Source organism: Limnohabitans sp. T6-20, from assembly GCF_003063505.1.
In the GTDB taxonomy this organism is placed as follows: Bacteria; Pseudomonadota; Gammaproteobacteria; order Burkholderiales; family Burkholderiaceae_C; genus Limnohabitans_A.
The window spans coordinates 827,514-851,602 of the sequence record NZ_NERW01000002.1 but is presented as its reverse complement, the minus strand read 5'-3'; the positions used below and the strand labels follow the sequence as shown (position 1 = coordinate 851,602).

Genomic DNA, 24,089 nt, shown 5'->3' with positions numbered 1-24,089 from the left:
TTGTTCAGGCAACGCCTGATTTTAGAGGCACAAAATGAACCGCTTCGAGCACTTGGCGCTCAAAGCCCTGTGCGGTTTTCAAAATGACCACCAAGGCCTGATGGCCTGCCGGGGTGATGGTCGGAGCGATCAGTCGCCCCCCCACGGCCAACTGGTCCAGCCAGGCTTCTGGAACAGCGTCACCGCCTGCAGCCGAGATGATGCCCGCGTAGGGGGCGCCCTTCGGGTAACCCAACATGCCATCGCCAAAGATCAGGTGCACATTGTGCAATCTGAAGGGGCGCAAGTTGGTTCGGGCTTTTTCGTGCAGACCACGCAAACGCTCGATGCTGTAAACCTCGGTGGCCACATGGCTGAGCACCGCCGCCTGGTAGCCGCAGCCGGTGCCAATTTCCAAAATGCGGCCCAATTTACCGGTGGCATCCTGGCAAAGCAGTTCGATCATCCGCGCCACCACATTGGGTTTGGAGATGGTCTGCCCCAAGCCGATGGGCAAGCTGGTGTCTTCGTAGGCTTGGTTCACCAGCGCGCTCTCGACAAAACGGTGCCGCTCAACGAGTCCCATCGCATCCAGCACGCGGGGGTCTTTGACGCCCTGCTCTGCCAGTTTGCGCACCATGCGCGCCCGAACCGCACCAGAGTCCAGGCCCAAGCCCGAGACGCTTGAAGCCACCCGAGGTGCAAGCGCTGCCGGTGGCTGGCTTGAACGGACAGGCAAGGTCGCAGGGGCTTTACCGGAGGGGCCCGAAGCACCCGTCTGGGCCAGTTTGACCGGGAAACCAGGACGCTGGGTCATGTCTGGCCTTGCGATGCCATGCGGTTGAACGTCTGGGCCCAGTGGTCCAGGTGCGCGTGTTCCGTCAAGTCCACCTTGAGTGGCGTGACGACCACATGGCCCAAGCCTGCGGCATGAAAGTCAGTGCCTTCGCTGTCGTCCATGGCAGGGCCCGCATTGCCAATCCAGTACATCGTCTGCCCACGGGGGTCCACCTGGGTGATGACTGGCTCAGCAGCATGGCGTCGACCCAGGCGGCAGAGTTTGGCGGGTTTGATGTCTTGCAGCGGCAGGTTCGGAATGTTCACATTCAAAAGCCAAGGCTTGGTGTCCATCAATTCACCCGCTTGCATTTGTTGCACCAGCTCTTTGACTTTGGCCGCAGCCGCGTCAACATGCGCCCAGCCTTTGTCGATTTGAGACACGGCCATGGCCGGAATCCCAAAAAGATACCCTTCCATGGCCGCGCCCACGGTGCCCGAATAGAGGGTGTCATCGCCCATGTTCGCGCCGTTGTTGATGCCGGAAATCACCAGATCCGGTCGGTAGCCCAACAAGCCCGTCAAGGCGATGTGAACGCAGTCGGCGGGCGTGCCATTGACGTAGCGAAAGCCGTTGTCGGCCCGGTTCACATACAAAGGGGTGTGCAAGGTCAAGGCATTGGATTTGGCACTGTTGTTGTGCTCAGGCGCCACCACTTCCACATCGGCCATGCTTTTGAGTGCCTCGTAAAGGGCCACAATCCCTTCGGCGCGAAAGCCATCGTCGTTGGAAATGAGAATTTTCATGCGTTGCCCCTGTCAATGGCTCGATTGTAGGCGGCAGGCAAGCCAACACCCCAGCTCGCAATTCGTCGCTAGGGGGACATGGCGAGCCCACCTGTCTACCTAAGATGCAGCCGACAACTTTGAACATCACACAAGGAGAACATGCATGCACGCTTGGCTTTGCGAGAACCCTGTCGGGGTGGAAGCGCTGACCTGGAAAGAACTGTCCACGCCCACACCAGGCCCTGGCCAAGTCCTGATCGAAATCCAGGCGGCCAGTCTGAATTTTCCGGATTTGCTGATTGTTCAAAACAAATACCAAATGAAGCCCGATCTGCCCTTTGTGCCGGGCTCTGAATACGCGGGCGTGGTTCGAGCCACAGGTGAAGGCGTCACGCACCTTCAAGTTGGCCAAACCGTGGCCTGCCTGTCGGGCACGGGCGGCTTTGGCACACACACCCTGGCCCCGGCCAAGCTGTGCATGCCTTTGCCCGCCGGTTTTTCGGCCATCGATGGCGCGGCGTTCATCATGACCTACGCCACCTCGCACCATGCGCTGGTGGACCGTGCGGCACTGAAAGCGGGAGAAACCGTTCTGGTGCTGGGCGCGGCAGGAGGTGTGGGCACTGCCGCGATACAGATCGCCAAGGCCATGGGGGCCAAGGTCATTGCGGCCGCGTCCACCGATGAAAAATGTGCACTGTGCACAACGCTTGGCGCAGACGCCACCATCAATTACAGCCGCGAAAACCTGCGCGAAGCCCTGAAAACGCTCACAGAAGGCCGTGGCCCCGATGTGATTTACGACCCCGTGGGTGGCGATCTGGCCGAACCTGCTTTCCGCTCCATCGCCTGGCGCGGGCGCTACCTGGTGGTGGGCTTTGCGGGCGGGCCCATCCCTGCCCTGCCCTTGAACCTGCCTTTGCTCAAAGGCGCTTCCTTGGTTGGGGTGTTCTGGGGTGAGTTTGCCAAGCGCGAACCGCAGGCAAACGCGGCCATGATGGGCGAATTGGCCCAGTGGTACGGTCAAGGCAAGATCAAACCCGTGATCGACCGAACAATGCCCATGAACGATTTGAAAGCGGCTTACACCTTGATGGGCTCGCGCAGCGTCAAGGGCAAGCTGGTCATGGTCAATTGAGCGAATGCACCCAGCGCGCCACAGGGCGCGGCGCTGAGCACTGAGGCATCGGCGCCCCGCACATGAAAAAAGGAGGCCTTTCGGGCCTCCTTTTTTTTCGTCTCGCGCCATGGGCCTTTCAGGCTACCCGCTGGCGCGATCAGCTGGATCCATCAGCTCGCAGTTGCTTCTTCCGGCTCAGCAGGCTCAGAACGCGAAGATCGGCTTTCTTTCTTCGGATTGGGCGTGATGTCCAGCAACACCTCGTTCTTGTCGTCGATGTCCACTGTCAGGCGTCCACCGTCGGTCAGGCGACCAAACAACAATTCGTCGGCCAGCGCTTTTCGGATGGTGTCCTGAATCAGGCGCTGCATCGGACGGGCACCCATGAGAGGATCGAAACCTTTCTTGCCCAGGTGCTTGCGCAGAGCATCGGTGAACGTGACCTCCACTTTCTTTTCGCCCAACTGCTGCTCCAGTTGCAACAAGAACTTGTCGACCACACGCAAGATGATCTGCTCATCCAGAGGCTTGAAGCTGACCATGGCATCCAGGCGGTTGCGGAACTCGGGCGTGAACAGGCGCTTGATGTCGCCCATCTCGTCCCCGGCCTGACGCGGGTTGGTGAAGCCAATGGTGGCCTTGTTCATGGTCTCGGCCCCCGCGTTGGTGGTCATGATGATGATCACGTTGCGGAAGTCGGCTTTACGCCCATTGTTGTCGGTCAGCGTGCCGTGGTCCATGACTTGCAACAGCACATTGAAGATGTCCGGATGGGCTTTTTCAATCTCGTCGAGCAAGAGAACGCAGTGCGGCTTCTTGGACACGGCCTCGGTCAGCAAGCCGCCCTGGTCAAAACCCACGTAGCCCGGAGGCGCGCCAATCAGGCGGCTCACCGCATGGCGCTCCATGTACTCGGACATGTCAAAGCGGATCAGCTCGATGCCCAAGATGTAAGCGAGTTGCTTGGCCGCCTCGGTCTTGCCCACGCCCGTGGGACCGGAGAACAAGAACGAGCCAATCGGCTTGTCGGTCTTGCCCAGGCCCGAGCGGGCCATCTTGACGGCCGAGGCCAGCACTTCAAGCGCCTTGTCCTGGCCAAACACCACCGACTTGAGGTCGCGCTCAATGGTCTGCAACTTGCTGCGGTCGTCGTTGGACACATTGGCTGGAGGAATGCGGGCGATCTTGGCCACGATGTCTTCGATTTCCGCCTTGCCAATGGTCTTTTTGCGCTTGGAAGCCACCAAAATGCGCTGGGCCGCACCGGCCTCGTCGATCACGTCAATGGCCTTGTCTGGCAGTTGGCGGTCGTTGATGAACTTGGCCGACAACTCGGCGGCGGCTTGCAACGCGGCAATGGTGTATTTGACGCTGTGGTGGTCTTCAAAGCGGCTCTTGAGGCCTTTGAGGATGTCCACGGTCTCAGACACCGTGGGCTCGACCACGTCCACTTTCTGGAAGCGGCGACTCAAAGCGGCGTCTTTTTCGAAAATGCCACGGTATTCGGTGAAGGTGGTGGCGCCGATGCACTTGAGCTGGCCGCTGGACAGCGCTGGCTTGAGTAAATTGGACGCGTCCAGCGTGCCGCCCGAAGCCGCACCTGCACCGATCAGGGTGTGGATTTCGTCGATGAAAAGGATGCCGTTGGGCTTGTCCTTGAGTGACTTGAGCACGCCTTTGAGGCGCTGCTCGAAGTCACCCCGGTATTTGGTGCCTGCCAACAGTGCGCCCATGTCGAGCGAATACACCGTGGCTTCGGCCAGGATTTCGGGCACCGTGCCCTGTGTGATGCGCCAGGCCAGGCCTTCAGCAATCGCGGTCTTGCCCACACCGGCCTCGCCCACCAGAAGTGGGTTGTTTTTACGGCGACGGCACAAAATCTGAATCGTGCGCTCGACTTCGTACTCGCGCCCGATCAACGGGTCGATCTTGCCCTCTTTGGCGGCCTGGTTCAGGTTGTTGGTGAATTGCTCCAGGGGCGAGGCTTTTTCGTTGCGCTCGCCACCACTTCCGCCCTCTTCACCTTCGGAACTCGATGGATTTTCAGCGGATTTGGCCGCTTCGGGTGGATCGCTTTTGCGGATGCCGTGGGCGATGAAGTTCACCACATCGAGGCGGGTAATGCCTTGTTGGTGCAGGTAATAAACGGCGTGCGAGTCTTTTTCGCCAAAGATGGCGACCAGCACATTGGCCCCGTTCACTTCTTTTTTGCCACTGCCTGTGGACTGCACATGCATGATGGCGCGCTGTATGACACGCTGGAATCCCAAAGTGGGCTGTGTGTCCACCTCTTCGGTGCCAGCGACCTGTGGGGTGTTGTCCTTGATGAAATTGCTCAAGGCGTTGCGCAGATCATCGATGTTGGCGGCGCAAGCGCGCAGAACCTCCGCTGCGCTGGGGTTGTCCAGCAAGGCCAAAAGCAGGTGCTCGACCGTGATGAATTCGTGGCGCTGCTGACGGGCCTCGACAAAGGCCATGTGCAAGCTGACTTCCAATTCTTGGGCAATCATGTGATTTCCTTTTTGCCTTGCTGAGAGAGATAAAGACGATGTGGGGGGGAATGCCCACTATTCAATAGGTTCACTGACACATTGCAAGGGATGTCCCGCCTGCTTCGCAGCATCCAGCACCTGATCCACTTTGGTGGCGGCCACGTCGCGGGAGTAAACCCCGCAAACGCCTTTGCCGTCCAGGTGGATCTTGAGCATGATTTGTGTCGCCGCTTCACGGTCTTTGCTGAAGAACTCCTGAATCACCATCACCACGAACTCCATGGGGGTGTAGTCATCGTTCAGCATCGCCACCTGGTACATCTGGGGCGGTTCAATTTTTTGGGCGCGTCTCTCGAGCACCACCGAATCACCGCCATCGGGCGTTCGGGGTGTCACGGTCGGCAGCGTGGGATTTACAGGTTTTTTCGTTGCCATGAATTCATTCTATCGACGCTTTGAGCCTTCTCGACCCAGAGGGATACAAAAGTCTTGAATGCTTGTGGTCAATGAAACAGGTATCGGGGAAAACCTCACATTGACAAAATTGACAAGTGCGATTCACACTGAGGCCAACAATAACGGAGACATCGTATGCCCAGTGGTACGGTCAAATGGTTCAACGATGCCAAAGGGTTTGGCTTCATCCAACCAGACGGTGGCGGGCCTGACGCTTTTGCCCACTTTTCGGCCATTCAGTCCGAAGGCTATAAAAGCCTGAAAGAGGGTGCGCGGGTCAGTTTTGAGCTGACCCAGGGCAGCAAAGGCCTCATGGCGGGCAACATCCAGGCTGAAAATGCCAGCAACGAAGCCCCCGAGCTGCCAGCCGAACCTGGCGACACAGAGCCAAGGCCTTAAAAGGAGCGGTTTGAAGCGCGGTCCATGCGGCCAAAACACGGGCAGAGCAGTTATCCTCTCAAGCTTGACCACCGTCCAAAATCGCTTCTGACCATGATTTTTTCAGCATTTTCGGCTTCCCTGGGCCTTGGCCGTTTGCGTCGCACCAGCGCCCTGTGCCTGGCGGCTTGGGCATTTGCAGCGACCGCACAACCGTCACCCCAACTTCAATTGCCTCGCACCAAACTGAGCGCGGGCATGCACGTTCTGGACGTTCAGCTGGCCCAAACCCCTGATCAGCGCCAAATCGGCCTGATGTGGCGCAAGGAAATGCCTCAGCACGAAGGCATGTTGTTTGTTTTTGAGCAACCCGCCACGCAGTGCTTCTGGATGCGAAACACCTTGATTCCACTGTCCGCAGCCTTCGTGGCCGACGACGGAACCATCGTCAACATCGCAGACATGAAGCCCCAGAGCGATGACTCGCACTGCTCGGAAAAGCCCGTGCGCTACGTTCTCGAAATGAATGTGGGCTGGTTTGCCAAGCGACAAATCAAAGCCGGCTACAAACTGGCTGGCCCTGCGTTCACCCGCTGAAACAGCGACTCAGACGCCCCAAACCACGTCTGACTCCTCGGTCAGACAACGCTTGAGCAATTTGAGCATCGGTGCAGCACGTTGTGACAAGCTCACAGAATTCAAAGGCACGGGGTCTTCGTCTTCCCCGGAAACCAAGGGCTGCGTCTTCTGTGCTCTTTGTTTTCTGTCCGACTCATCTTGGGCAACCGCCAACTCCAGTGCCGCAATCGCTTGTGGCAAGGCATGGAATGGAACAATTCCCTTGACGGGATCATCACCCAAGATGATTTTGAGCAATCGGCGGGCATCTGCTTCCAGCATGATCAGATCGCTGGTCGCCTGGGATTTGAATTTGAACAGCATGCGAGGCTCCTGAAAAGAAAGACTCAGCGGCCGACGGTCTCCACGCCATCGTCTTCGTCGGCATCCCCCTGAATCAAGGCCTTGAGTTTATGGCTGGCATGGAAGGTGGCCACACGACGTGCATCAATAGGGATCAATTCTCCCGTGCGAGGATTGCGCCCTGGGCGCGCCGCCTTGGTGCGTATTTGGAAGTTGCCAAAACCTGAAATCTTGACATCGTCGCCCGAGATCAGGCTGTCCACCACGAGGTCGAAAAAGGCGTCCACCATGTCTTTGGACTCGCGCTTGTTCAGGCCAATCTGCTCAAACAACAAATCGGCCAGGTGCGCTTTGGTCAGCGCCGGCGTTTCCAGTGATTCAAAACTGATTTGCATGGCGATCTCAGGAGCGCAGTCGGGCAGCCACTTGCTGCGTCAACTGGGCCAGCACGGCGTTCATGGCGGTGTCGATTTGTGCCTCGGTCAGCGTGGCCTCGTCGCTGTGCAAGCTCAGGCGCACAGCCAAACTTTTCTCGCCCACAGCCAAGCCACCGGCTGACTCGGCCTTGGGGCGGTAGATGTCAAACAAAACAACGTCGCGCAGCAGGCCTTGTGTCGGTGCAGTGTGGATGGCGTGCATCAGTTGGGCATGCGTGACCTGTTCGTTCACGATGACCGCGATGTCACGCTCCACTGATTGGTGTTTGGCCACACTTTGAGCCACAGGCACCACGCGGGCGATCACAGCGTCCAGAGACAGCTCAAACACCACGGGCGCACTGCTCAGCTCCCAGGCCTGACGCCAGCGGGGGTGCAATTCGCCCACATGGCCAATCACCACGCCGTCCAGCAGCACTTGCGCCGAACGACCGGGGTGCAAGGCGAGGTGGTCGGCGGCCACAAATTCGGCTTGGCGCGGGGCCAGCAGCTGTTCCACGTCGGCTTTGACGTCGTAAAAATCGACGTTGCGGGACTTGCCCTGCCAACCCAAAGGCTCAACCGGGCCCCAAGCCATCCCTGCCACACGCATGGGTTGGTCAAAACCCTCCACCGTGGTGTCGGTGCTTTGTACTGCGGCGTTGCGCAGGAACACACGGCCCAGCTCGAACACACGCACGCGGTCGGCCTTGCGGTCGGCATTGAACTTGACCACTTGCAGCAGGGAGCCGATCAGGCTCGAGCGCATCACGCTCATCTGGCTGGCGATGGGGTTGAGCAAGCGGATAGGGTTGGCGTTGCCCGCCAAGTCGCGCTCCCAGCTTTCTTCCACAAAGCTGTAGTTGATGGTTTCTTGGTAACCCAGCGCCGCAATGGCGCGGCGCACAGCAGACGGTCTGCGCTCGGTCTCACGACGCACTTTCGCCGTGATCGGGGCCAGCGGTGGATTGGTGGGCAGGTTGTTGTAGCCCACCATACGGGCGACTTCTTCGATCAGGTCTTCTTCGATCTGCAGGTCAAAACGGAAGCTGGGCGGCGTCACGGTGACAGTGCCCTCGCCTTCCGTCACTTGCAAACCCAGGCCACGCAAAGCGTCGACGCATTGCTGCTGGGTCAGCGGCATGCCAATCACCTTGACCGCACGCGCCACCCGCAGCGTGACGGGAGTGATCGCTGGCACGTTCAGGGTCTGGTCGTCGATGGGGCCAACCTGGGTGTCGGGCGTGCCGCAAATGTCCAGCACCAGCTGGGTGATGCGCTCGATGTGCTCCACCGTCAGCTGTGGGTCGACACCGCGCTCGAAGCGGTGACCCGCATCGGTCGAGAAGTTGTAACGGCGCGAACGGCCAGCGATGGACGTGGGCCACCAGAAGGCAGCTTCGATGTAGATGTTTTGCGTGTCGTCGGACACGGCGGTGGCGTCGCCACCCATGATGCCGGCCAGCGATTCGACTTGGCTGTCATCGGCGATCACGCCGACCTTGTCGTCCACGGTCACGGTGTTGCCGTTGAGCAGCTTGAGCGACTCGCCCGCTTGACCCCAGCGCACCTGCAAGCCACCGTGGATTTTGTCGAGGTCAAAGATGTGCGAGGGACGACCGAACTCGAACATCACGTAGTTGGAGATGTCCACCAATGGACTCACACTGCGCTGGCCACAACGGGCCAGGCGGTCCACCATCCACTGGGGCGTTTGCGCCTTGGTGTTCACGCCTTTGACTACGCGACCGCTGAAGCGACCGCACAGGTCGGTGGCCTGCACCTTCACCGCCAGCTTGTCGGTGATCTGGGTGGCCACAGCCGGGAACGATGGCGCCTTAAGTGGCGCACCAGTCAAGGCCGACACTTCTCGGGCGATGCCGTACACGCTCAGGCAATGCGCCAGATTGGGCGTGAGCTTGAGCGTCATCAGGGTGTCGTCCAGATTCAGGTACTGACGAATGTCTTGTCCCAAAGGTGCGTCAGCGGGCAACTCCAGCAGGCCGCCGTGGTCGTCGGCAATCTGCAGTTCCTTGGCCGAGCACAGCATGCCCTGGCTTTCCACGCCGCGCAGCTTGCCGACCTTGATCACAAAAGGCTTGCCGTCTTCACCGGGCGGCAACTCGGCACCCACCATGGCGCAAGGCACGCGGATGCCCACGCGGGCATTGGGCGCACCACAGACGATGTTGAGCAAACTGCCCTGCCCCACGTCCACCTGGCACACGCGCAGGCGGTCGGCGTTGGGGTGCTGCACGGCTTCCTTGATCTCACCGATCACGATCTTCGTGAATGGCGGGGCCACGGGCTCCAATTCTTCGACTTCAAGACCGGCCATGGTCAGGGTGTCGGCCAGTTGCTGGGTGGTCAGAGACGGGTTGCAGAACTCGCGCAACCAGGATTCAGGAAATTGCATACGCAGGGCTCACTTGGGTTTGCTGCACAGCGCACGCGGTGCAGCAGGCATTCAGAAATTACTGGAACTGGTTCAGGAAACGCACATCGCCGTCAAAGAACAGGCGCAGGTCGTTCACGCCGTAGCGCAGCATGGTGAAACGGTCCATGCCCATGCCAAAAGCGAAACCAATGAAGCGTTCGGGGTCCAGGCCCATGTTGCGCACCACGTTCGGGTGCACCTGGCCGGAACCGCCCACTTCGAGCCAGCGACCCGCCAAGGGGCCACCCTGGAACTGGATATCGATCTCGGCGCTAGGTTCGGTGAAGGGGAAAAAGCTGGGGCGGAAACGCAGCACCAGGTCGTCGCTCTCGAAGAAGGTGCGGCAAAAATCGGTGACCACGACCTTGAGGTCCTTGAAGCTCACGTTCTCGCCAATCCACAGGCCTTCGCACTGGTGGAACATCGGCGAATGGGTGGCATCGCTGTCCACGCGGTAAGTACGGCCCGGGGCGATGACGCGGATCTCGGGCATGGCCTGACCGGCATCGATCTGGTTGCGGTAGCGCTTGACGTGCTGCACGGCATGGCGCACCTGCATGGGGCTGGTGTGCGTGCGCAGCAAATGACCGCCTTCGACATAGAAGGTGTCGTGCATGGAGCGGGCTGGGTGGTCTTCGGGCGTGTTGAGCGCGGTGAAGTTGAACCAGTCGGTCTCGATCTCGGGGCCCTGTGCGACTTCGAAGCCCATGGATCCAAAAATGTTTTCGACCCGCTCGAGCGTGAGCGAGACAGGGTGCAATCCACCCACGTTGGCGCTGCGACCCGGCAGCGTCACATCCAGCGCTTCGGCCTTGAGTTGCGCTTGCAACTCGGCATCGGCCAGCGCCTGCCGGCGGTCGTTCAGCGCGGCCTCGATCGCCTGTTTGGCGATATTGATGGCTGCGCCACGGGTTTTCTTGTCTTCCACGCTCAGAGCGGCCATGCCCTTCATCAGCTCGGTGATGCGACCGGCTTTGCCCAGAAACAGGGCTTTGGCGTTTTCGAGGTCAGCAGGTGTCAGTGCCTGCGCAAAACTCTGGCGTGCGGATTCGACCAGGGTGTCCAGCTCGTTCATGGTGTGGGGATCGGTGGAAGATCGTTGAATGGGGGAATAAAAAAGGGACTGAAGCTGTTGCGAGCCTCAATCCCTTTGATCGAGTGCGTGGCACAGACCCGAGGGCCCGTGTCACTCATGAACTCAAGCTGCGGCCAATTTGGCTTTGACTTGGTTCACGATGCCAGCAAAAGCGGCCTTGTCGTGCACGGCGATGTCCGCCAGCATCTTACGGTCGATTTCGATGGCAGCCTTTTTCAGGCCGTTGGCGAACTGGCTGTAGGTCAGACCGCATTCACGCGCAGCGGCGTTGATACGGGCAATCCACAACTGACGGAACACACGCTTTTTGGTGCGGCGGTCACGGTAGGCGTATTGACCAGCCTTCATCACCGCCTGTTTGGCGATGCGGAAGACATTGCCGCGGCGACCGCGGAAACCTTTTGCAAGGGCCAAAACTTTCTTGTGACGGGCGCGTGCCGTTACACCACGTTTAACGCGAGGCATATTTATTCTCCTTGTTCGTCAGTAATTACAGGCCAGCCATGGGCAGCATCTGAGCGATGTGACCCATATTGGTCTCATGCACAGCCACTGCACCGCGAAGGTGGCGCTTGTTTTTGGTGGTCTTCTTGGTCAGGATGTGACGTTTGAAGGCTTGACCGCGTTTAACGGTTCCACCGGGACGAACACGGAAGCGCTTTTTTGCGCTGCTTTTGGTCTTCATCTTGGGCATGTCAATGCTCCTTTAATTGTGCTCGTGAGGCGTCTGCAAAATCTTTGCAGCCTTGTTGGCCCCGAGCCACTTTTAACAAAAGCTGCCCTGAAGCAGCTTTTGATTCGACCCGCCCGAGGGCAGGTCAAACTCTTTTACACCGGATCTGCCGGAGCTGCAGCATCTGCTGCTTTGCCACCTGCGGCCGGCTTTTTACGTCCTGGCGCGATCATCATGATCATCTGGCGGCCTTCCAATTTTGGAAACTGCTCAACGATGATGGAATCGGCCAATTCGTCGCGAATCCGGTTCAACAAGGCCATGCCCAACTCTTGGTGGGTGATCTCGCGACCGCGGAAACGCAGTGTGATCTTGCACTTGTCGCCATCCGCCAAAAATCGGCGAATGTTGCGCATCTTGATGTTGTAGTCACCATCGTCGGTACCGGGACGGAACTTGACTTCCTTGATGTCAATGACCGTTTGCTTGGCTTTGGCTTCCGCCGCACGCTTTTGCTCTTGGTACTTGAACTTGCCGTAGTCCATCAAACGACAAACGGGTGGGTTGGCCGTGGCGGCAATTTCAACCAGATCCACATCCATCTCACCCGCCATGCGGAGGGCTTCGGCCAAGGACAAAATGCCCAATGGCTCGTTTTCAGGGCCGGAAACACGGACCTCAGGGGCCATGATTTCACGGTTCAAACGGTGTTTACGTTCTTCGCGGTGGCGACGATCACGAAATTCGGTAGCGATGACTCAATCCTTTACGGAACAAAACTGCGACATGCAGCTCATCCATCTTTGTGCCCACGGGCCAAAGCATGTGGCGAAAATCACCTTCAGGCTTTAGAAGCAATGTCGGCTGCAATGAGTTCAATGAACGCATCGATCGACATCACACCGAGGTCTTTGTTGCCTCGGGCGCGCACTGCGACGGTACCTGCTGCCTTTTCCTTGTCGCCAGCGACAAGGATGTAGGGCAGCTTTTGCAACGAATGCTCGCGTATTTTATACGTGATTTTCTCGTTACGCAGGTCCAAATCGACCCTAAGGCCTTGATTTGACACCGATTTTTGCAGTTTTGCAGCGATTTCACGACAGTAATCGGACTGGGCATCGGTGATGTTGAGCACAGACACCTGGATGGGCGCCAGCCAGGTTGGCAGCGCCCCGGCATGCTGCTCGACCAGAATTCCGATGAAACGCTCCATGCTGCCGACGATAGCGCGGTGCAAGATCACAGGACGCTGGCGGCTGCCATCTTCGGCCACATATTCAGCATCCAGGCGCTCGGACAAGTTGAAATCGACCTGAATCGTGCCGCACTGCCATTCACGGCCGATGGCATCTTTCAGGGTGTATTCGATCTTGGGGCCATAGAAAGCGCCATCGCCCTCCGAGATCACAAACTCACAACCGGAGTCACGCAAGCTGTCCATCAAGGCTTTTTCGGCTTTGTCCCACAGCTCATCGGAGCCAATGCGGGCGGCCGGGCGCGTGGACACTTTGTAAAGGATGTTGGTGAAGCCAAAATCGGCATAAACCTTTTTAAGCACCTTGGTGAAGGTGTCGCACTCGGGCAAGATCTGGTTTTCGGTACAGAAAATGTGCCCGTCATCCTGCGTGAAGCCACGCACGCGCATGATGCCGTGCAAGCCACCCGAGGGTTCGTTGCGGTGACACTGGCCAAACTCGCCGTAGCGCAGCGGCAGGTCACGGTAGCTCTTGATGCCTTGCTTGAAAATCAGGATGTGGCCCGGGCAGTTCATCGGCTTCAAAGCGTAGTCGCGCTTTTCCGACTCGGTGGTGAACATGTTGTCGCGGTACTTGTCCCAGTGACCGGTTTTCTCCCAGAGGGATTTGTCCAGGATTTGCGGCCCCTTGACCTCCTGGTAACCACTGTCGCGGTAAACCTGACGCATGTACTGCTCCACGGTTTGCCAGACAGTCCAGCCCTTGGGGTGCCAAAACACCAGACCCGGGGCGTGTTCGTCAATGTGGAACAAATCCAGCTCGCGGCCCAATTTGCGGTGGTCGCGCTTTTCGGCCTCTTCCAGGCGAGTCAAATACAACTGCAAGTCTTCCTTGCTGGCCCAGGCGGTGCCATAAACGCGTTGCAGCATCTCATTCTTGCTGTCACCGCGCCAGTAAGCACCTGCCACCTTCATGAGTTTGAAGTGCTTGAGTTTGCCGGTGCTGGGCACGTGCGGGCCACGGCAGAGGTCTTCAAAATCACCTTCACGGTACAAGCTGACCTCTTGGTCGGTCGGGATGCTGCCAATGATCTCGGCCTTGTAGTTCTCGCCAATGGCCTTGAAATGCGCAACGGCTTCGTCGCGTGGCAGCACTCGGCGCAGCACGGGTTCGTCTTTGGTGGCCAACTCGGTCATGCGTTTTTCAATCGCGACCAAATCTTCGGGCGTGAACGGGCGGCTGTACGAAAAGTCGTAATAAAACCCGTTTTCGATCACCGGCCCGATCGTCACCTGTGCATCAGGAAACAAGGCCTTGACCGCGTAAGCCAACAAATGGGCTGTCGAGTGACGGATCAGCTCCAGACCTTCCGGGTCCTTGGCGGTCACGATGGCCAGGTTCGAATTGGCAGCCATGCTGAAGCTGGTGTCGACCAATTGACCGTTGACCTTGCCACCCAAAGCGGCCTTGGCCAAGCCTGCGCCAATCGAAGCGGCCACCTCGGCCACCGTGACCGGGTCTGGAAACTCGCGCAATGAACCGTCGGGAAGAGTGATCTGAACCATGTGTGTACAAGTAAAAAAGCGCGGCAAAGGCCGCGCTTGAAAGAAGTGTCTAAACGCTGAGGGCAGATTTTAGCCGCCCTCGCCTTCAGCCTCTTGGGAAGTCGATCAGTGGAACTGCTCTTCTTCAGTAGAACCGGTCAGGGCTTTCACCGAAGACGAACCGCCTTGGATCACGGTGGTCACGTCGTCGAAGTAGCCTGCACCGACTTCTTGCTGGTGCGACACAAAGGTGTAACCCTTGTCGCGGGCTGCGAATTCAGGCTCTTGCACCATTTCTGTGTAGTGCTTCATGCCTTCGCCGCGAGCGTAAGCGTGGGCAAACTGGAAGGTGTTGAACCAGTTGATGTGGATACCGGCCAGTGTGATGAACTGATACTTGTAACCCAGTGCCGACAGGTCGTCCTGGAAGGAAGCGATCTGGCTGTCGTTGAGGTTTTTCTTCCAGTTGAACGATGGCGAGCAGTTGTACGACAGCAGCTTGCCAGGGCAGGCAGCGTGCACAGCTTGGGCAAATTCACGGGCAAAGCCAATGTCTGGCACGCCGGTTTCGCACCACACCAAGTCGGCGTAGGGGGCGTAAGCCACGCCGCGGCTGATGGCTTGCTCCAGACCGTTCTTGACGCGGTAGAAGCCTTCTTGCGTGCGCTCGCCAGTCAGGAACGGCTTGTCGTTGGCATCGTGGTCTGATGTGATCAGGTTGGCGGCTTCGGCATCGGTACGGGCCAACACGATGGTGGACACGCCCATGACGTCAGCGGCGAAACGTGCAGAGATCAACTTCTCGCAAGCTTCTTGTGTTGGGACCAACACTTTGCCGCCCATGTGACCGCATTTCTTCACAGCAGCCAATTGGTCTTCGAAGTGAACACCAGCAGCGCCCGAAGCGATCATGTTTTTCATCAGCTCGAAAGCGTTCAACACGCCACCGAAACCAGCTTCTGCGTCGGCAACGATGGGCAGGAAGTAGTCGATGAATTCCTTGGAGCCTGGCTCGATGCCACGGCCCCACTGGATTTCGTCAGCGCGCTTGAACGTGTTGTTGATGCGGCGAACCATGGTGGGCACCGAGTCATAGGCGTAGAGCGACTGGTCGGGGTACATGGTTTCGGATGTGTTGCCGTCTGCAGCGACTTGCCAGCCCGACAGGTAAACGGCCTCCAGACCGGCTTTGGCTTGTTGCATGGCCTGGCCAGCGCTGATCGCTCCGAAGGCATTGACGTAACCTTTCTTGGCACCACCATTGATTTTTTCCCAGAGCTTTTCAGCACCGCGCTTGGCCAGTGTGTGCTCAATGGGCATGCTGCCGCGCAGACGTACGACGTCGGCTGCGGAATAACCGCGCTTCACGCCTTTCCAGCGTGGGTTGGTCGCCCAGTCTTTTTCGAGGGCTGCGATTTGCTGTTCACGGCTCAGTTGTTGAGTGAGGTTGGCTGGCATGTTGGTACTCCTGAAGTCAAGTTGAAATCGGGCGATGTGGGCAGCGAATTCTGCTTTATCGTTGGCATCATCTTAACTCTTCTACAAGACCTATTTTTATTCTTATGTCTTATACAAGACATATTTTTATTTGTTTTAAATCAAAGGCTTGCAAACGCAATTTCGCCATATGATTTTCATTTTTCCATATTGAGAAAATTTGCGGCGGCGCAGCATTGAAATATTTCAAATCATGAAATACAAAAACGCTTCATGAAAAATGGAGTGCTTCGCTGCTCACGACCATGCCATCGGCGTCTGCATACAGCCAATCACCGGTGTGAACGGGTGTCGACTGAATCAAGGCAGGTACACCTGTCAGGCCTTGATCAGAACGCAATGTCGGCATCGGATTCAAGGCCAATGCGCGGATACCGATGGGCAAAACCGAAATTTCGCCCAGGTCACGAACACACCCGTACACCACCACGCCTGCCCAGCCATTGCGCGCTGCAGCGGCTGCCAAATTGCCACCTAACAGCGCACGCTGCAATGAGCCTGCACCATCGACCACCAAGACCCGACCATGCCCAGCAGACTCCACGGCCAATTTGACATGGCTGTTGTCTTCGTAGCATTTCACCGTCAACACTTGGCCATGAAAAGCGAGGTGACCTCCATAGTCTTTGAACAGCGGTGCAAGCACTCGAAATTGGCCGGAGGAGTCTGACTTGTGGGCATCGCAAAAATCACAAGTCGAAAAAACAGCGCGGGTGTTGGTCGTCATATCGTTTCATCCAAAAACAAGAACCCGAGCAGTTGAGATGAATTGACTTACACAGCGCATACGCACTGAGACGGTGCGCATGCGACCAGCGAATGGACAAAAGCCTCAAACAAGGCACAAATCCGCAACAACCCCTATATAAAAATGATTTTTTAACTTGGAATGTGCCTGTTTCTCCAGTAGCATGCGGTTAGCTGAAACAAACTGTTACTCAGCGACGAACCAACTTCCGATCAAAGGAATTTCACCATGGCAACTGCGACAAAAACCCCGGCAAAAAAAGCTGCACCCGCTAAAAAAGCAGCTCCGGCAACGAAAGCCGCTCCAGCTAAAAAAGCTGCAGCACCCGCTAAAAAAGTAGCGGCCAAAGCGCCCGCCAAAAAGGCGGCACCTGCGAAGAAGCGCACACCCAATCCAGCCTTCATGAAGGCCTTGACACCCAGCGCGGCTTTGGCTGCTGTTGTGGGCGCTACCCCACTGCCACGCACTGAAGTGGTCAGCAAGATGTGGGTTTACATCAAGAAGCACAACCTGCAAGACAGCGTGAACCGTCGCGCCATCAACGCCGACGACAAACTCAAAGCTGTGTTTGGCAAAGCTCAAGTCACCATGTTCGAAATGGCTGGCCTGATCGGCAAGCACCTGAAGTAATTCAGACGTTTCCCATAAAAAAACCCGCTTCGGCGGGTTTTTTTATGGGGCCAACGCCACACGCCAACGGAATAACCGAATCAGCCCGTTTGCTTGGCCAGTGCCGCTTGGGTGATGGCTTGCAAGGTTCCACGGGTGGTGATCACTTCGGGGTCCAGCATCACCTCAATCAAGGTGCCTTCAGGCCGCGTCATCGCCGCCAGCAGCGCCTCTTCAAATTGATCTGTTTTCTGAATGCGAACCCCGACATAACCGTAGGCTTGTGCCAAGGCCGCGAAATCCGGATTCTTCAGCTGTGAACCTGTGACGTGTGTGGGGTACTCACGCTCCTGGTGCATGCGGATCGTGCCGTACATGCCGTTGTTCAAAACCAAAATGATGCTTTTGCCGCCATGTTGCACAGCGGTCGCCAGCTCTTGCCCATTCATTAAAAAATCACCATCGCCTGCGATGGTGAATGCGGTGCGTCCGGTCAACAAATTGGCGGCAATGCCTGCTGGCACGCCATAACCCATGGCACCCACGGTTGGGGCCAACTGTGTTTTGTGCCCTTTGACCAAGCCATGGTGTTTGAAGAAACGGTGCATCCAGCTTGCAAAATTGCCAGCACCGTTCGTCAGTACCGCGTCTGCAGGCAAATGTTTTTGGAGTGTGGCAACAATCTCGGGCATGTCGACATCGCCCGGCAAGGCCTGTGGCTTCAGGTTGTTCAGATAGCCCTGGTGCGCCGCGCTTGTCCATTCGGACCAAGGCAATTCAGGTGGCGCGTTGAGCACTTCCAGGCTGCGTGCCGCTGCGTTCATGGTGGACAAAATAGCCAAGTCAGCTTGGTAAACACGGTTCAGCTCTTCGGCACTGCCGTGGATGTGGACCAACTTTTGGACAGGCTTGGGGGCCTGGAGCAAGGTGTAGCCCCCCGTGGTCATTTCGCCAAGACGGGGGCCAATGGCCAAAATCAGATCGGATTCCCGCACACACTGAGCCAAAACCGGGCTGATGCCAATGCCCACATCACCGGCATACTGCGCGTGGTGGTTGTCAAAGGTGTCCTGAAATCGAAAGGCATTGGCCACAGGCAATTGCCAATTTTCAGCAAACCGCTGCAAAGCCTGTGCGGCCTGCACCGTCCACCCGCCACCGCCACAAATGACCAGCGGCTTTTTGGCCGCCAACAAGAGGTCTCGTAAATCACGCAACGCGCCTGGGTCGCTCCAGGCTTGCACGGGCTCCACGCGAGGCAAGGCCTGTGCCGTTTGAATCGGTTTCGTCAGCATGTCTTCGGGCAGTACCAAAACCACGGGCCCTGGGCGACCGTTCATGGCCGTGGCAAAAGCGCGCACAATGTATTCGGGCAAGCGCTCAGGGTCGTCCACCCGCTCGACACGTTTGGCCATGCCTTTGGTCGATGGACCGAAAAAATGGGTGTAATCCATTTCCTGAAAGGCTTCGCGATCGCGGGTGTCGCTGGCCACATCGCCCACAAAGAGCACCATGGGGGTGGAGTCTTGAAACGCCGTGTGCACACCAATGGAGGCATTGGTGGCGCCTGGGCCACGCGTCACAAAGCAGATGCCCGGACGACCCGTGAGTTTGCCCTGGGCTTCGGCCATGAACGCCGCCCCGCCCTCTTGCCTGCAAGTCACAAACCGGATGGCATCGCGGTGCAAATGAAAACCATCCAGCACCGCCAGGTAGCTTTCTCCGGGGACGCCAAACGCATGGGTGACGCCCTGGGCCAGGAGGCATTCAACGAGCAGATGGCCAGCTATTTTTGTCTTCATGCGCGCATTGTGCACAAGCCGCACACAGTCAACTGTCACCGGCGTTAGGGCTCGATCATGTCTGCACTGCGGTCCGTCGCCCCACCCCGAGCGCGGCCCCCACACTCAACAAAAGGACCAAAGCGGCACCCAGCAGCGTTGCGCTGTACCAGCCCTTGTCCATGAAAAACCCGAACACCAAGGGTGACAATGCAAAACCCACATCAAGCCCGGAATAGACCAAGCCATACACACGCCCCGTAGCCCCCTTGGGGGTTGCCTTTTTGATCATCAAATCGCGACTGGGACCGCCGACGCCGACCGCAAAACCGGTGGCTGCCAAAACCCACAAAGTCCCGAGGTGACCAAACAAACCACTGGCGCACAAAGCCATCAGAACGGCAGCGCAGCTCATGCAAATGGCCACCACACGGTCGCTCATGGCAGGAAAACGGGCGGCCACAAAACCACCCACCAACATGCCAAAAGCCCCGAACAGCATGTACGCGGTCAAGGTCATGGAGGCCAGCTCCAGGCTCACCCCGTGCAGTTCTTTCAGGATGGGTACAGCAAAGTTTTGGACCACCGCCAAAGTGACCGTGGACAACAGGAAAAAGCCAAAGCACCACCAAACCACGGGCAGCCTCATGAACGCCAAGTCACTTGGCACAGCACCCGATGCAGGCAGTCTCTGAGCCGTCGTGGTCAGCAAGTGCGCCCGGTTCCACACCAGCACCAAAAGGACCAAGGCATACACACAGGCTGAGGCCAGAAATGCATGACGCCAACCCCAAAGGGCTGTGGTCAATGTGAAAAACACCGGGGCCAGAGCCCACCCCAAGTTGCCGGTCAATCCGTGCACACTGAAGGCATAACCCAATCGAGGCGAAGAAACACGCTGATTCAGGATGGTGAAGTCAACCGGATGAAACGGCGCATTGCCCAGGCCCGCCAAGACTGCGACCCCCATCAGAGCGGCATAGCTTTCGGCCATGAACGCCAGCGAACAGGCCGCCATGAAGAGCAGTTGCGAGATGAACAACACAGGCCGGGCGCCGACACGGTCAACCACAAAACCAGCGCACGCCTGCCCGGTGCCCGAAACCACAAAAAACAAGGTGCTGAGCAAACCCAACTCGGAGAAGCTCCAGCCGAAATCCCGCATGAAAACAGGAAACATCAAGGGCAACAAAAGATGGGAGAAATGGGAGCTGGCGTGCGCCATGCCCACCAATCCCATCACTTTGGCATCGTCACGCCAAGGGGTGGCGACAACGCCCGAAGAAGCCAATTGCATAAGTGTCACATCCATTGCAGGTCATCGGCATGCCCGTTCCGGAACTGAACGCACGCAACCCGTTGCCCTGAATGAAGTTTAGCCTTGAAAGACGAAGGGGGCTGATAGCAGCCCCCTTGTTTCAAATGAGCCCCATTCAGGCCTTGGGTTCGATCACCTTGAAATCGAACTGCCCGGGGTGTCGCACCGGGTCCACCGAGACCTCGATGTGGCACTTGGGCGGAAAGCGACCTTCCAGCAACAAACGGGACAAAGGGTTCTCCAGTCGTTGCTGAATGGCCCTTTTGAGCGGACGAGCGCCAAACACCGGATCAAAACCCACTTTGGCCAATTCGGACAAAGCCGCTGGGCTGACTTCCAGGTTCAAGTCCATGCGCATCAAACGGTCCTTGAGAACCTGCAATTGAATCGACGCAATCGAAGCGATGTGGTCCGCATCCAAGCCGTGGAACACCACCGTCTCGTCGATGCGATTTAAGAACTCGGGTCGGAAATGGGTCTTCAGCTCATCCCAGACCGCATCCTTGATGTCTTCGGCAGGTTGCCCCACCATCGACTGAATCAGGTGCGAACCCAAATTGGAGGTCATCACGATCACGGTGTTCTTGAAGTCCACAGTCCGGCCTTGGCCATCGGTCAAACGGCCATCGTCGAGCACCTGCAGCAAGATGTTGAAAACATCCGGATGGGCTTTTTCGACCTCATCGAGCAACAACACGCTGTAGGGCTTGCGGCGCACGGCCTCGGTCAGGTAACCGCCCTCCTCGTAGCCCACATAGCCCGGAGGCGCACCGATCAAGCGCGCCACCGAATGCTTTTCCATGAACTCGCTCATGTCGACACGGATCAGGTGGTCTTCGCTGTCGAACAAAAAGCCCGCCAAAGCTTTGCACAGCTCGGTCTTGCCCACCCCCGTGGGTCCCAAAAACAAGAAAGAACCTGTCGGGCGGTTGGGGTCAGACAAGCCTGAACGCGAACGGCGAATGGCGTTGGACACCGCAGAAATGGCTTCGTCCTGCCCCACCACGCGCTGGTGAAGCTTGTCTTCCATTTGCAACAACTTCTCACGCTCACCCTGCATCATTTTGGAAACCGGAATCCCCGTGGCGCGCGACACCACCTCGGCAATCTCTTCGGCTCCCACCTGGGTGCGCAGCAAGCGATGCACTGGTTTATCTCCGGGAGCAGCCTCTTTGGCCTGCACTTCCTTGAGTGTTTTTTCCAGCGCAGGCAACTTGCCATATTGCAGCTCGGCCACTTTGTTGAAGTCGCCCTTGCGGGTCAGGTCTTCAATTTGTTGACGCAACTGGTCAATTTGCTCACGCACCTGCTGGCCGCCTTGGGCCTGGGCCTTTTCGGCATGCCAGATTTCCTCCAGATCGGAAGCTTCTTTTTTGAGCTTGACGATCTCTTCCTCGATCAAGGCAAAGCGCTTTTGAGAGGCTTCGTCGTGTTCTTTGCGGACGGCTTCACGTTCAATCTGCAACTGAATCAAACGGCGGTCCAGCTTGTCCATCACCTCCGGCTTGGAGTCGATTTCAATCTTGATCTTGGCCGCTGCCTCGTCGATCAGATCAATCGCCTTATCGGGCAAGAAACGGTCGGTGATGTAACGGTGGCTCAACTCGGCAGCAGCCACGATGGCCGGGTCGGTGATGTCCACACCATGGTGAATTTCGTATTTTTCCTGCAGGCCGCGCAAGATCGCAATGGTGGCCTCCACCGTGGGCTCGTTGACCAGGATTTTCTGAAATCGACGCTCCAAGGCGGCATCTTTTTCGATGTACTTGCGGTACTCGTCCAGCGTTGTCGCCCCCACACAGTGCAACTCACCCCTGGCCAATGCGGGCTTGAGCATGTTGCCGGCGTCCATCGCGCCTTCGGCCTTGCCCGCACCGACCATGGTGTGCAGTTCGTCAATGAACACAATCGTTTGGCCTTCGTCTTTGGCAAGCTCACTCAGCACGGTTTTCAGGCGCTCTTCAAATTCGCCCCGGAACTTGGCACCGGCCAACAAAGCGGCCATGTCGAGCGACAACACCCGCTTGCCCTTGAGCGAATCAGGCACCTCGCCCGCCACAATGCGCTGGGCCAAGCCCTCCACAATGGCCGTTTTGCCAACCCCTGGCTCACCAATCAACACCGGGTTGTTTTTGGTGCGGCGCTGCAGAACCTGAATGGCCCGGCGAATTTCGTCATCGCGACCGATCACCGGATCCAGTTTGCCAATCCGTGCGCGCTCGGTCAGGTCAATGCAGTATTTTTTAAGGGCTTCGCGCTGGCCTTCCGCATCGGCATTGCCAACCGTCTGGCCACCACGCACGGCATCAATGGCCGACTCCAGGCTCTTGCGACTCAGGCCATGCTCTTTGGCCATGCGTCCGGCATCACCCTTGTTATCCGCGACCGCCAGCAAAAAAAGTTCACTGGCAATGAAGGCATCGCCCCGCTTGATCGACTCTTTTTCAGCCGCTTGAAGCAGTTTGGCCAGTTCAGGGCCCACTTGCACCTGCTCTTGGCCTGTGACTTGTGGCAAGCGGCCGACCGCAGCTTCCGCCGCCATCAGCAAGCCTTGCACCTGCACCCCTGCACGCAACAGCAAGGCTTTGGGGCCTTCATCCTGCTTGAGCATGGCCACCAAAACATGCGATGGCTCAATGTATGCGTGGTCACGTCCCAATGCCAGCGACTGGGCATCGGACAGGGCTTCGTGGAATTTGGTGGTCAATTTGTCAAGGCGCATGAATATTCTCCAATAACCGCTATCTTGGGGGTCATTGCCCATTTTCAAGGCTTGGAGTGCGCTGGCATGTTGCCTAAAATCAAGAGATGAACATTCACCAGCTGTCCGTCAGCTACGACGAACGCCAGGATCGTCTGCAGCTCAAACTCAACACCCAAGACGGTCAGGAGTTCCGTTTTTGGCTGACGCGTCGCATGGCCATTCGGCTGATGCCGGCCATGGAGCAATCCATTGTCAGGCTGGAGGCGGCGCAACCGGACATGACCGCCACAGATGCCTCAACGCAACACATGTTGACCGAAATCAAACGGGATGCTTTTTTGCAAACCGCTGATTTTTCAACGCCGTATTCGGCGCAACCCCAGCAGTTGCCTTTGGGTGATGAGCCCCTTTTGATCACCGATGCACAGCTGAGTCTTCAGCCCCATGGCGCCCTGCAGATCATTTTTCAAAAGAAAACAGCCGAAGTCACCCAGTCTTGCCAACTGAACTTACAAGCACCGTTGGTCCACGGCATGATCCATCTGATACACCAATGCATGGGCAAAGCCGAGTGGGCTCTTGCGCCCCCAAGCACGGCGCAACACCCCGAAGCAGCCGCAGACACGCCCTTGACGGCGCAGGTCTACAAACACTGAAACTGACGCCCTCAGGCGTTTTGGCCTTCAATGCCCCAGCGGGCCAGCGCGGCATCGTCCGACACACGGGCATCAACCCATTGCGCACCTTGAGGTGTTTGCTCTTTTTTCCAGAAGGGTGCCTGGGTCTTCAGATAGTCCATCAGGAATTCACACGCTTTGAAGCTTTCCCCGCGGTGCGCAGAAGTGACCGCAACAAACACAATCTGGTCAGCGGGCAAAAGCCGCCCCACTCGGTGCACCACACGCGCGGCGTAAAAATCAAAGCGCTTGTGCGCTTCTTCGATCATGCCTTCGATCGATTTTTCGGTCATACCAGGGTAATGCTCAAGCTCCATGGCCTGCACTTCGTCTTGGGCCACCCCCGTCAAAGCACGGGTATCTCGCACCGTGCCCACAAAGCTGCACACCGCCCCAACGCGCAAATCTTGCGCTCTCAAAGCCTTGAGCTCCTGGGAGACGTCGAAGTCCTCCGTCTGAATCGTGACACGCGACGACATGG

General features: G+C 57.7%; 23 protein-coding genes. 5 read left to right on the top strand and 18 right to left on the bottom strand.

Annotated elements, in window-relative coordinates; translation table 11 throughout:
- Positions 1–4: 4 nt before the first annotated feature.
- Both B9Z33_RS09995 and surE read right to left on the bottom strand, forming a co-directional pair.
- Positions 5–796 carry a protein-L-isoaspartate(D-aspartate) O-methyltransferase gene (locus B9Z33_RS09995; protein ID WP_108286825.1) on the bottom strand — a complete coding sequence of 264 codons (792 nt, stop codon included), beginning with the start codon at positions 794–796 and terminating at the stop codon, positions 5–7.
- On the bottom strand, positions 793–1,563 hold the full coding sequence (surE, locus tag B9Z33_RS09990) for a 5'/3'-nucleotidase SurE (RefSeq protein WP_108286824.1): 771 nt from the start codon (positions 1,561–1,563) through the stop codon (positions 793–795). Before surE ends, B9Z33_RS09995 begins: the two co-directional genes overlap by 4 nt.
- Positions 1,564–1,708: 145 nt before the next feature.
- Here surE and B9Z33_RS09985 point away from each other — a divergent pair, with 145 nt between their 5' ends.
- Positions 1,709–2,683, top strand: coding sequence for an NADPH:quinone oxidoreductase family protein (locus tag B9Z33_RS09985; protein ID WP_108286823.1), 975 nt, complete (start codon positions 1,709–1,711; stop codon positions 2,681–2,683).
- A gap of 152 nt (positions 2,684–2,835) precedes the next feature.
- On the opposite strand, the gene clpA is transcribed toward B9Z33_RS09985, so the two are convergent.
- Together clpA and clpS are read right to left on the bottom strand one after the other, a co-directional pair.
- Positions 2,836–5,175, bottom strand: coding sequence for an ATP-dependent Clp protease ATP-binding subunit ClpA (clpA, locus tag B9Z33_RS09980; RefSeq protein ID WP_108286822.1), 2,340 nt, complete (start codon positions 5,173–5,175; stop codon positions 2,836–2,838).
- 57 nt (positions 5,176–5,232) lie between these two features.
- The gene (gene clpS, locus B9Z33_RS09975; protein ID WP_108286821.1) at positions 5,233–5,592 is read right to left on the bottom strand and encodes an ATP-dependent Clp protease adapter ClpS; all 360 of its coding nucleotides are present in this window, start codon (positions 5,590–5,592) and stop codon (positions 5,233–5,235) included.
- A gap of 156 nt (positions 5,593–5,748) precedes the next feature.
- Between clpS and B9Z33_RS09970 the strand changes: the two genes are divergently transcribed.
- The gene (locus B9Z33_RS09970) at positions 5,749–6,012 is read left to right on the top strand and encodes a cold-shock protein (protein WP_108286820.1); all 264 of its coding nucleotides are present in this window, start codon (positions 5,749–5,751) and stop codon (positions 6,010–6,012) included.
- Positions 6,013–6,105: 93 nt separating this feature from the next.
- Entirely contained in the window at positions 6,106–6,588 is a 483-nt protein-coding gene (locus B9Z33_RS09965) for a DUF192 domain-containing protein (protein WP_108286819.1), read from the top strand.
- 9 nt (positions 6,589–6,597) lie between these two features.
- Here B9Z33_RS09965 and B9Z33_RS09960 read toward each other — a convergent pair whose 3' ends face one another.
- The 10 genes from B9Z33_RS09960 to rraA form a co-directional block, all read right to left on the bottom strand.
- Positions 6,598–6,933: a DUF1840 domain-containing protein gene (locus B9Z33_RS09960; RefSeq protein WP_108286818.1), complete on the bottom strand. Its 336-nt coding sequence runs from the start codon at positions 6,931–6,933 to the stop codon at positions 6,598–6,600.
- A 23-nt stretch (positions 6,934–6,956) separates the two neighbouring features.
- Positions 6,957–7,307, bottom strand: a complete 351-nt coding sequence (locus tag B9Z33_RS09955; RefSeq protein ID WP_108286817.1) for an integration host factor subunit alpha — start codon at positions 7,305–7,307, stop codon at positions 6,957–6,959.
- A gap of 7 nt (positions 7,308–7,314) precedes the next feature.
- A complete protein-coding gene (gene pheT, locus B9Z33_RS09950; protein ID WP_108286816.1) occupies positions 7,315–9,744 on the bottom strand; it encodes a phenylalanine--tRNA ligase subunit beta in 2,430 nt (809 codons plus the stop codon).
- Between the two features lie 58 nt (positions 9,745–9,802).
- Complete coding sequence (gene pheS / locus B9Z33_RS09945; protein WP_108286815.1) at positions 9,803–10,840, bottom strand: phenylalanine--tRNA ligase subunit alpha; 1,038 nt, start codon at positions 10,838–10,840, stop codon at positions 9,803–9,805.
- 123 nt (positions 10,841–10,963) lie between these two features.
- Positions 10,964–11,326 (bottom strand): 50S ribosomal protein L20, encoded by a 363-nt coding sequence (gene rplT, locus B9Z33_RS09940; protein WP_026036460.1) that lies wholly within the window; start codon positions 11,324–11,326, stop codon positions 10,964–10,966.
- A gap of 25 nt (positions 11,327–11,351) precedes the next feature.
- Positions 11,352–11,555, bottom strand: a complete 204-nt coding sequence (rpmI, locus tag B9Z33_RS09935) for a 50S ribosomal protein L35 (RefSeq protein WP_019428895.1) — start codon at positions 11,553–11,555, stop codon at positions 11,352–11,354.
- 134 nt (positions 11,556–11,689) lie between these two features.
- Positions 11,690–12,289 (bottom strand): translation initiation factor IF-3, encoded by a 600-nt coding sequence (gene infC / locus B9Z33_RS09930; protein WP_108286814.1) that lies wholly within the window; start codon positions 12,287–12,289, stop codon positions 11,690–11,692.
- A gap of 86 nt (positions 12,290–12,375) precedes the next feature.
- Entirely contained in the window at positions 12,376–14,295 is a 1,920-nt protein-coding gene (gene thrS, locus B9Z33_RS09925; RefSeq protein ID WP_108286813.1) for a threonine--tRNA ligase, read from the bottom strand.
- A gap of 105 nt (positions 14,296–14,400) precedes the next feature.
- Positions 14,401–15,732 (bottom strand): isocitrate lyase, encoded by a 1,332-nt coding sequence (gene aceA / locus B9Z33_RS09920; RefSeq protein ID WP_019428891.1) that lies wholly within the window; start codon positions 15,730–15,732, stop codon positions 14,401–14,403.
- 250 nt (positions 15,733–15,982) lie between these two features.
- Positions 15,983–16,498, bottom strand: coding sequence for a ribonuclease E activity regulator RraA (gene rraA / locus B9Z33_RS09915; RefSeq protein ID WP_108286812.1), 516 nt, complete (start codon positions 16,496–16,498; stop codon positions 15,983–15,985).
- Between the two features lie 249 nt (positions 16,499–16,747).
- Between rraA and B9Z33_RS09910 the strand changes: the two genes are divergently transcribed.
- Positions 16,748–17,149 (top strand): SWIB/MDM2 domain-containing protein, encoded by a 402-nt coding sequence (locus B9Z33_RS09910; RefSeq protein ID WP_108286811.1) that lies wholly within the window; start codon positions 16,748–16,750, stop codon positions 17,147–17,149.
- An 80-nt stretch (positions 17,150–17,229) separates the two neighbouring features.
- Here the strand turns inward: B9Z33_RS09910 and B9Z33_RS09905 are convergent, their stop codons facing one another.
- The 3 genes from B9Z33_RS09905 to clpB all read right to left on the bottom strand — a co-directional run bounded on the left by B9Z33_RS09905 (position 17,230) and on the right by clpB (position 22,949).
- Positions 17,230–18,930 carry a thiamine pyrophosphate-binding protein gene (locus B9Z33_RS09905; protein ID WP_108286810.1) on the bottom strand — a complete coding sequence of 567 codons (1,701 nt, stop codon included), beginning with the start codon at positions 18,928–18,930 and terminating at the stop codon, positions 17,230–17,232.
- A gap of 55 nt (positions 18,931–18,985) precedes the next feature.
- Positions 18,986–20,206: an MFS transporter gene (locus B9Z33_RS09900; protein ID WP_233252785.1), complete on the bottom strand. Its 1,221-nt coding sequence runs from the start codon at positions 20,204–20,206 to the stop codon at positions 18,986–18,988.
- Positions 20,207–20,342: 136 nt separating this feature from the next.
- Entirely contained in the window at positions 20,343–22,949 is a 2,607-nt protein-coding gene (clpB, locus tag B9Z33_RS09895; protein WP_108286809.1) for an ATP-dependent chaperone ClpB, read from the bottom strand.
- Between the two features lie 86 nt (positions 22,950–23,035).
- Between clpB and B9Z33_RS09890 the strand changes: the two genes are divergently transcribed.
- Positions 23,036–23,587, top strand: coding sequence for a hypothetical protein (locus B9Z33_RS09890; RefSeq protein ID WP_199220322.1), 552 nt, complete (start codon positions 23,036–23,038; stop codon positions 23,585–23,587).
- A gap of 11 nt (positions 23,588–23,598) precedes the next feature.
- Here B9Z33_RS09890 and B9Z33_RS09885 read toward each other — a convergent pair whose 3' ends face one another.
- Positions 23,599–24,087: a molybdenum cofactor biosynthesis protein MoaE gene (locus tag B9Z33_RS09885; protein WP_108286808.1), complete on the bottom strand. Its 489-nt coding sequence runs from the start codon at positions 24,085–24,087 to the stop codon at positions 23,599–23,601.
- Positions 24,088–24,089: the final 2 nt, after the last annotated feature.